The following is a 6,074-nucleotide window of genomic DNA, read 5'->3' as shown; positions in this document are numbered from 1 at the left end:
CCACTCCAATCAACAGGGTTTCAATAACTGATTGGGTGAACTGAATCTTTGTCGACAAACTGTACAGCTTTTTTAAAAAGCTGTTTTCGTATACTTTGTTAATTTTAATAAGTTGATTTCCGCTCCAATCAACAGTTTTATGAAATTGGCACCTTACACACCAAAACAAAAAAACCAAAGGCACACAAAATATGCCTTTGGTTCCGCTATCAAATTTCTTGTTCTACTTCTGGTTCCACTTTTTGGTTTTCGAATTGAATACCAACGACATGGATATTTACTTCAGTTGCGTCAAGTGCTGTCATGTTCAATAACGCCTGGCGGATGTTATCCTGGATTTTCTGAGCAACTACCGGAATGGACACACCAAATTTCATCACGCAATATACGTCGACCTTGATTCCTTCTTCAGCAAGTTCAACCTTTACACCTTTGCCGTGATTTTTCTTTCCCAGTCTTTCAACGACGCCTGCAGCAAAGCTGCCGCGCATTTGCATTACGCCTTCTACTTCTGATGCAGCAATGCTTGCAATGACTTCAATTACTTCAGGTGCAATTTCTACTTTTCCTAAGCCGTTTTCATCATGACTCATTTCAAGTAAATGTTGCTGTTCACTCATGGCTAGACCTCCTATTATTCTTCTCTCATTAAATCGTGTGTTTCCAAGAATTTCGTATTGAATTGCCCTTCCACGAACTCCTCATGGTTCAGCAGCTTAAGATGGAATGGAATCGTCGTATGGATCCCTTCTACCACAAATTCGCTGAGGGCCCTCTTCATGCGGTCAATCGCTTCTTCACGGCTGCTTCCGTAAGTTATAACCTTCGCTATCATTGAATCATAGTAAGGCGGAATCGTATAGCCGGGATATGCCGCTGAATCTATTCTAACACCAAAACCGCCTGGAGGCAGGTACATTTTAATTTTACCGGCAGAAGGCATGAAATTTTTCGCAGGATTCTCTGCATTAATGCGGCACTCAATTGCCCAGCCGTTAAATTGCACATCTTCCTGTTTAAGGTTCAGCCTTTCTCCTGATGCTATTTTAATCTGTTCCTTGATCAAGTCGACACCAGTAACCATTTCCGTAACAGGGTGTTCAACCTGGATGCGTGTATTCATTTCCATGAAATAAAATTTGCGATTGCGATAATCATATATAAATTCTACCGTGCCGGCACCTGAATAATCAACTGCTTTGGCCGCTTTTACAGCTGCTTCGCCCATTTCAGCCCTGATTTCACCATCCAAGGCAGGAGAAGGTGTTTCTTCAAGCAATTTTTGCAGGCGTCTTTGGATTGAACAATCGCGTTCACCAAGATGGATGGTATTCCCGTAGTTGTCAGCCAGCACCTGGATTTCTACATGTCGGAAGTCTTCAATGTACTTTTCGATATATACGCCTGGATTTCCAAACGCAGTCATAGCTTCCTGCTGTGTTATATTGATTCCTTTTATCATTTCCTGTTCTGTTCTTGCTACACGGATGCCTTTTCCACCTCCGCCGGCAGTCGCTTTGATGATAACTGGATAACCAATATCATTAGCAAGGCTGATAGCATCATCCGTACTTTCGATGATTCCCTGTGAGCCTGGTACAATCGGTACATTCGCTTCCTTCATCGTTTCCCTTGCAACGTCCTTCGTCCCCATTTTCTGAATCGCTTCTGGAGTTGGACCGACGAATATGATATTGCATTCTCTGCAAAGCTCTGCAAAATCGGCGTTTTCAGCGAGGAAACCATATCCTGGATGGATAGCATCGCAGCCTGTCAATTTTGCTACGCTAATAATATTGGTGAAATTTAAATAGCTGTCCTTTGAAGCTTTCGGACCAATGCAATAGGCTTCATCAGCGAGCTGTACATGAAGTGATTCCCTGTCTGCTTCTGAAAAAACCGCAACTGATTCAACTCCAAGCTCCCGGCAGGCACGAATAACTCGGACTGCAATTTCTCCTCTGTTGGCTATCAATAATTTTTTTATCATTCATATCGCTCCTTATTCGGGCTTGACCAAGAATAAAGGCTGGCCGTATTCAACAAGCTGCCCGTCTTTTGCAAGAACTTCAACAATTTCCCCATTTATTTCGGCTTCAATTTCGTTAAACAGCTTCATAGCCTCAACGATGCACACAATGGAATCCTTGCTGACCTTTGAACCTTCTTTTACATAAGCCTCTGCATCAGGTGAGGAAGATTGATAGAAAGTTCCAACCATCGGAGAAACGATTTTATGTAAGTTTGAAGTATCCTTTGCTTCTTCCTGCTTCACTTCCTGGACAGCTGCCGCTTCAACCTTAGTCTCTGGCTTAACTGGCTCTTGTACTGCTGCAACTGGCTGTGGTGCAGGGAATGAAACAGGTTGCTGAACCTGCTCGAGCTTTTTCTCTGCTCCATGCTTTTTCATTTTTATTTTTGATCCTTCATACTCGTATGAAAACTCGTCTATGCTCGATTGATCTACCAATTTAATTAACTCTCTGATTTCTTGAACTTTTAACATTTTGGGCACCCCTTGTCCATTTCATAATTAAGACTAGATACTAATACTATACGATAATATCATGTACAAATTCAATATGTTACGATAATCTTCTCTCTTACTTGCCTTTCTCATTCATTTTAATATTTTCTGAAAAAAAAGTGAATTCATTCGACAGGAATCGCAAAATTTTTAGCGAATATAACAATAGCTTGAATTGTAGAGGAGAAGACACTTAATGAAAAATATTGAAGAAATTAAGATAGAGGATCTGGCAAGAAAGAATTCATTGATTGTTAAAGCCACTCTGGTTTCTGTCATACTGGCAGCGGCAGTTGATATTGCAATGAAGAAAGACCTTGCTGTGATTCTTTCTATCATAGCAGGCGGCGGGGCAGGAGTAGGGATAGTGGCAATCCTTCATTATCTCAAGAAGCTGACTGCCTTCATCCCATACCTATCTGTTGTTATCGTCTCTGGCGTATTATTCCTGATCATGGAGACGAGCGTTTCGCCTACTGCTTATATATTGCTGTATTTCATCCTTGCAACAGCAGCCATTTACATGGACCGGAAAATTCTTTTGCTAGGTTCAAGTTTAGGATTTGCGATTATTACAATATTCACCTATCTTCACCAACATGAATTGCCGCTAGAAACAAAAAATTATGTGACGATTTATCTGTTGTATATGTTGATTACCGTCATGCTGAGCTTCCAGTTTTCCATTTCCAATAAGCTGGCTGAGACAATCGTTTTGGCCCAACAGGAATCTGAAAGCTTGTTATTGAAAGACTTAGAGACAAGAAAAATAATTGAGAATAATACAAAAAGCATATCAAACCTGATTGATGATGTAAAATTAATGAGTCGGGAAAACTACGAGTCTTCGATTGAGATGACACATTCAGTTACAGAAATCTCAGCCGGCATCCATATTCAATCTGATTCGATCATCGACATAACCCAGACTCTAGAAAGAACCAACCAGGACATATCAAGGACATCATCACTGGTGGAAAAGCTCCATCAGGATGCAATGTCAGCTGAGAAGGTATCTGATAAAGGCGATGAATTAATGAGGAGGCTGATTAAAGAATTGACCTCTTCATTTGAAAACATGAAATCTGTGAATCAACATATCCTGTCGCTTTCTTCCCTGGTGAAAGAAACATCCAATTTTGCATCAGATATACAAGGGATTGCAGCTCAGACAAATCTTCTGGCTTTAAATGCTTCCATTGAGGCAGCCCGCGCAGGCGAAAGCGGCAAAGGATTCGCAGTAGTAGCAGATGAAGTGAGAAAACTCGCAGACATCACGAGCAGCACCGCAACCCAGATAACGGATAATTTAAAGAGCGTCATGATTGATACATCAAGAACGAAGGAAGGCGTAAACTTCACTGCTGAAAGGCTCACTCAAAATCTGGAGCTAGCAGCAGAAACAATGGAAGCATTCGATACGATTCATTACGTATTTAAAAATTTAAAAAGCGACATTTCGGAGCAGGATACATTTACAAGAAGCATCCTTGAATCGTCTATAGCGATCGAAGGAACAATCGCCGGGTTCAGCTCAGTCATTCAGCAGGCCAGTGCCGCACTGGAGGAAATTTCATCAGCAGCACATGTTCAAAGCCAGCATCATGAACAATTATTTAAATCAGTAGAAGTCGCGCACGAATCATTAGATAATTTATTAAAATTGCATCAAAGTTAAAGGGAAAGCATTCGCTTTCCCTTTTGTGCATCTTATTTAGATGGTTCAAATGAAACTGCTACAGGCTGAAGTGATCCAAGTTCAGTCCTTACCATCTGGATGATTTCATTTGCAGCTGAAGCAGAATGATCTTTTGCTTTTACTGTAATTCTGACGTTTTCACCATCTGCACGAACCAATGCATCTTCATATCCCATTGATTTGATTAATGTTTCAAGTACCCCTTCTTTTTGTGCGATTTCATCCAGTTGGTTCATCTTTTCAATTGCATTGCTGCGTTCTTCAGCAGGAAGGTCAGTTGAAGCTAAGATTGTCTGAAGGTCTTCCTTCATTTCTGTACGCTTTTCTTCGAGGCTCATACGCAAAGCTTCAAACTTTTCATCGCTTGCAATTCCTGAAATCACTGTTGATCCATCCTTAGATTCAGTTGCTGCAGTTTCTTTATTGTCTGTCTGTTTCTGTTCTACTCCAGCAAGATCAGCCCCCTTTTGCTGCTCAGGTGAAGTAATGTAATACACCGAAAGTACGACCACTAGGCTTAGCATTGTCAATAACCATACAGTTTGCTTTTTTAATAACATCTATTAATCCCCCTTAGATTTTTTAGGCATTACTGCCACGCGGTGATTGGGAACATCCAGCGCTCTTGTGACAGCCTCGATGATCCACTTTTTGATTTGTATATTTTCAGCTCCCTTTGCCACAACCAGAACACCTCTAATTTCTGGTTTCTTGGTCTCAAGGACAAGTGGAACCTCTTTTTCACCATTCCGTACTAAAACAAGCTGCTCATCCTTTGAAGCCTCCTCGACTTTCCGCGTACCGCCTTCACGGTCGGTTTCGTTTGTAGTCTGGGATTGGATGTTCGTATTTTTTTCCAGAACCTTTTTATCAGTTGCATCAACATTGACAAAAACGGTTACATCTCCTACGCCGTTTATTCCCTCCAGCATTTCTGTAAGCTGGGCTTCATAGGCTTCTTCATAATCGGAAATGACGTCATTTCCAGCATTTTTTTTCTGGCCGAATACAGCAGTATCTTCCTCAGATCCAGCTTCCTTCACTGCTGGGACAACTGCATCAGCAGGATTTTTATCACCGAGTATATTTCCCATTAGCATGATGGCGGTACCGAAGAGGACTACTATCATCAAATACTGATATTTGCCTGATTTCTTACCAGGCGGCCCATCTTTGCTCCCCAATAGCTTTTTAAGCCAGGTCAAAGGACCTTTTTCATTGTCCATGTTCGTCACTCCCCCCTTCTATCATTATTTGAATAGTGCTTTCAGGAACGTTCCATTTTTCTGACAGAAGAGAAGATATTTGATCTGTATTCTTAGAGGTTTGTTTTGATGGAAGGGGTGCGTCTGTATCAATTTCTACTTCTCTTACTACTGCCACAGTCTCTCCCTCATTTTCTGCTTCCTTCACATGCACGATGACATATTGAAGGTTTTCTGGGAAAGGCCGCTGATCCTGATCATTTACTTCAAGCTCGATATTAGCAATCTCCATTCCTTGCTTCTCCATCAACTCCTCCTCTGCGGCTGTTTTTAATTGGACAGCCATTGTTTCTAAAATATATGCATGCTGGGATGCTTGTATTTCTTTTTTCTGAATTTCTATTGAACTTTTTATATTTTTTTCTTCATCCTGACTATTAAATTGGCTAATCGAAGCGATTGCTGTTTCAAAATCAGTTGTGAAGAGTTTCATAATTGGTGAAAGGATAATGGCGATCAAAATCAGGCCAGTTACGATCTTAGTGTATTTCTGGAAGCTTGAATTCGGCAGCAGCATATCCAGGACAGTTGCCAGGAGGATAAAAATGATGATATTCGTAACCCACTCTTTTAAAAAATCCAT

General features: G+C 41.0%; 7 protein-coding genes. 1 reads left to right on the top strand and 6 read right to left on the bottom strand.

Going from position 1 to position 6,074, the window contains the following annotated elements; genetic code table 11:
• Nucleotides 1–209 precede the first annotated feature (209 nt).
• Genes V7654_RS14755 through accB form a run of 3 tightly spaced genes read right to left on the bottom strand, consistent with a single transcriptional unit; the run spans nucleotide 210 to nucleotide 2,506 of the window.
• Nucleotides 210–620, bottom strand: coding sequence for an Asp23/Gls24 family envelope stress response protein (locus V7654_RS14755; protein WP_207499945.1), 411 nt, complete (start codon nucleotides 618–620; stop codon nucleotides 210–212).
• Nucleotides 621–634: 14 nt separating this feature from the next.
• Complete coding sequence (gene accC, locus V7654_RS14750) at nucleotides 635–1,990, bottom strand: acetyl-CoA carboxylase biotin carboxylase subunit (protein WP_335431261.1); 1,356 nt, start codon at nucleotides 1,988–1,990, stop codon at nucleotides 635–637.
• A 12-nt stretch (nucleotides 1,991–2,002) separates the two neighbouring features.
• Nucleotides 2,003–2,506, bottom strand: coding sequence for an acetyl-CoA carboxylase biotin carboxyl carrier protein (gene accB, locus V7654_RS14745; RefSeq protein ID WP_335431260.1), 504 nt, complete (start codon nucleotides 2,504–2,506; stop codon nucleotides 2,003–2,005).
• Nucleotides 2,507–2,723: 217 nt separating this feature from the next.
• Here accB and V7654_RS14740 point away from each other — a divergent pair, with 217 nt between their 5' ends.
• Nucleotides 2,724–4,205, top strand: a complete 1,482-nt coding sequence (locus V7654_RS14740; protein ID WP_335431258.1) for a methyl-accepting chemotaxis protein — start codon at nucleotides 2,724–2,726, stop codon at nucleotides 4,203–4,205.
• A 32-nt stretch (nucleotides 4,206–4,237) separates the two neighbouring features.
• Here V7654_RS14740 and V7654_RS14735 read toward each other — a convergent pair whose 3' ends face one another.
• Genes V7654_RS14735 through spoIIIAF form a run of 3 tightly spaced genes read right to left on the bottom strand, consistent with a single transcriptional unit; the run spans nucleotide 4,238 to nucleotide 6,074 of the window.
• On the bottom strand, nucleotides 4,238–4,786 hold the full coding sequence (locus V7654_RS14735; RefSeq protein ID WP_335431256.1) for a SpoIIIAH-like family protein: 549 nt from the start codon (nucleotides 4,784–4,786) through the stop codon (nucleotides 4,238–4,240).
• Nucleotides 4,787–4,789: 3 nt separating this feature from the next.
• Entirely contained in the window at nucleotides 4,790–5,452 is a 663-nt protein-coding gene (spoIIIAG, locus tag V7654_RS14730) for a stage III sporulation protein AG (protein WP_335431254.1), read from the bottom strand.
• Nucleotides 5,442–6,074, bottom strand: coding sequence for a stage III sporulation protein AF (gene spoIIIAF, locus V7654_RS14725; protein ID WP_335431252.1), 633 nt, complete (start codon nucleotides 6,072–6,074; stop codon nucleotides 5,442–5,444). The genes spoIIIAG and spoIIIAF overlap by 11 nt, the downstream gene beginning before the upstream one ends.

Origin of the sequence: Bacillus sp. JJ1609 (assembly GCF_036967045.1) — a bacterium.
Taxonomy (GTDB): domain Bacteria; phylum Bacillota; class Bacilli; order Bacillales; family Cytobacillaceae; genus Mesobacillus.
Note: the sequence above shows the minus strand (reverse complement) of the source record. Positions and strands in the feature narration are given on the sequence as shown.

Bases quoted from the DNA above. Each gene is read 5' to 3' on its own strand.
- spoIIIAG (WP_335431254.1), bottom strand. From the start codon at position 5,452: ATGGACAATGAAAAAGGTCCTTTGACCTGGCTTAAAAAGCTATTGGGG.
- V7654_RS14755 (WP_207499945.1), bottom strand. From the start codon at position 620: ATGAGTGAACAGCAACATTTACTTGAAATGAGTCATGATGAAAACGGC.
- V7654_RS14735 (WP_335431256.1), bottom strand. From the start codon at position 4,786: ATGTTATTAAAAAAGCAAACTGTATGGTTATTGACAATGCTAAGCCTA.
- accB (WP_335431260.1), bottom strand. From the start codon at position 2,506: ATGTTAAAAGTTCAAGAAATCAGAGAGTTAATTAAATTGGTAGATCAA.
- accC (WP_335431261.1), bottom strand. From the start codon at position 1,990: ATGATAAAAAAATTATTGATAGCCAACAGAGGAGAAATTGCAGTCCGA.
- V7654_RS14740 (WP_335431258.1), top strand. From the start codon at position 2,724: ATGAAAAATATTGAAGAAATTAAGATAGAGGATCTGGCAAGAAAGAAT.
- spoIIIAF (WP_335431252.1), bottom strand. From the start codon at position 6,074: ATGGATTTTTTAAAAGAGTGGGTTACGAATATCATCATTTTTATCCTC.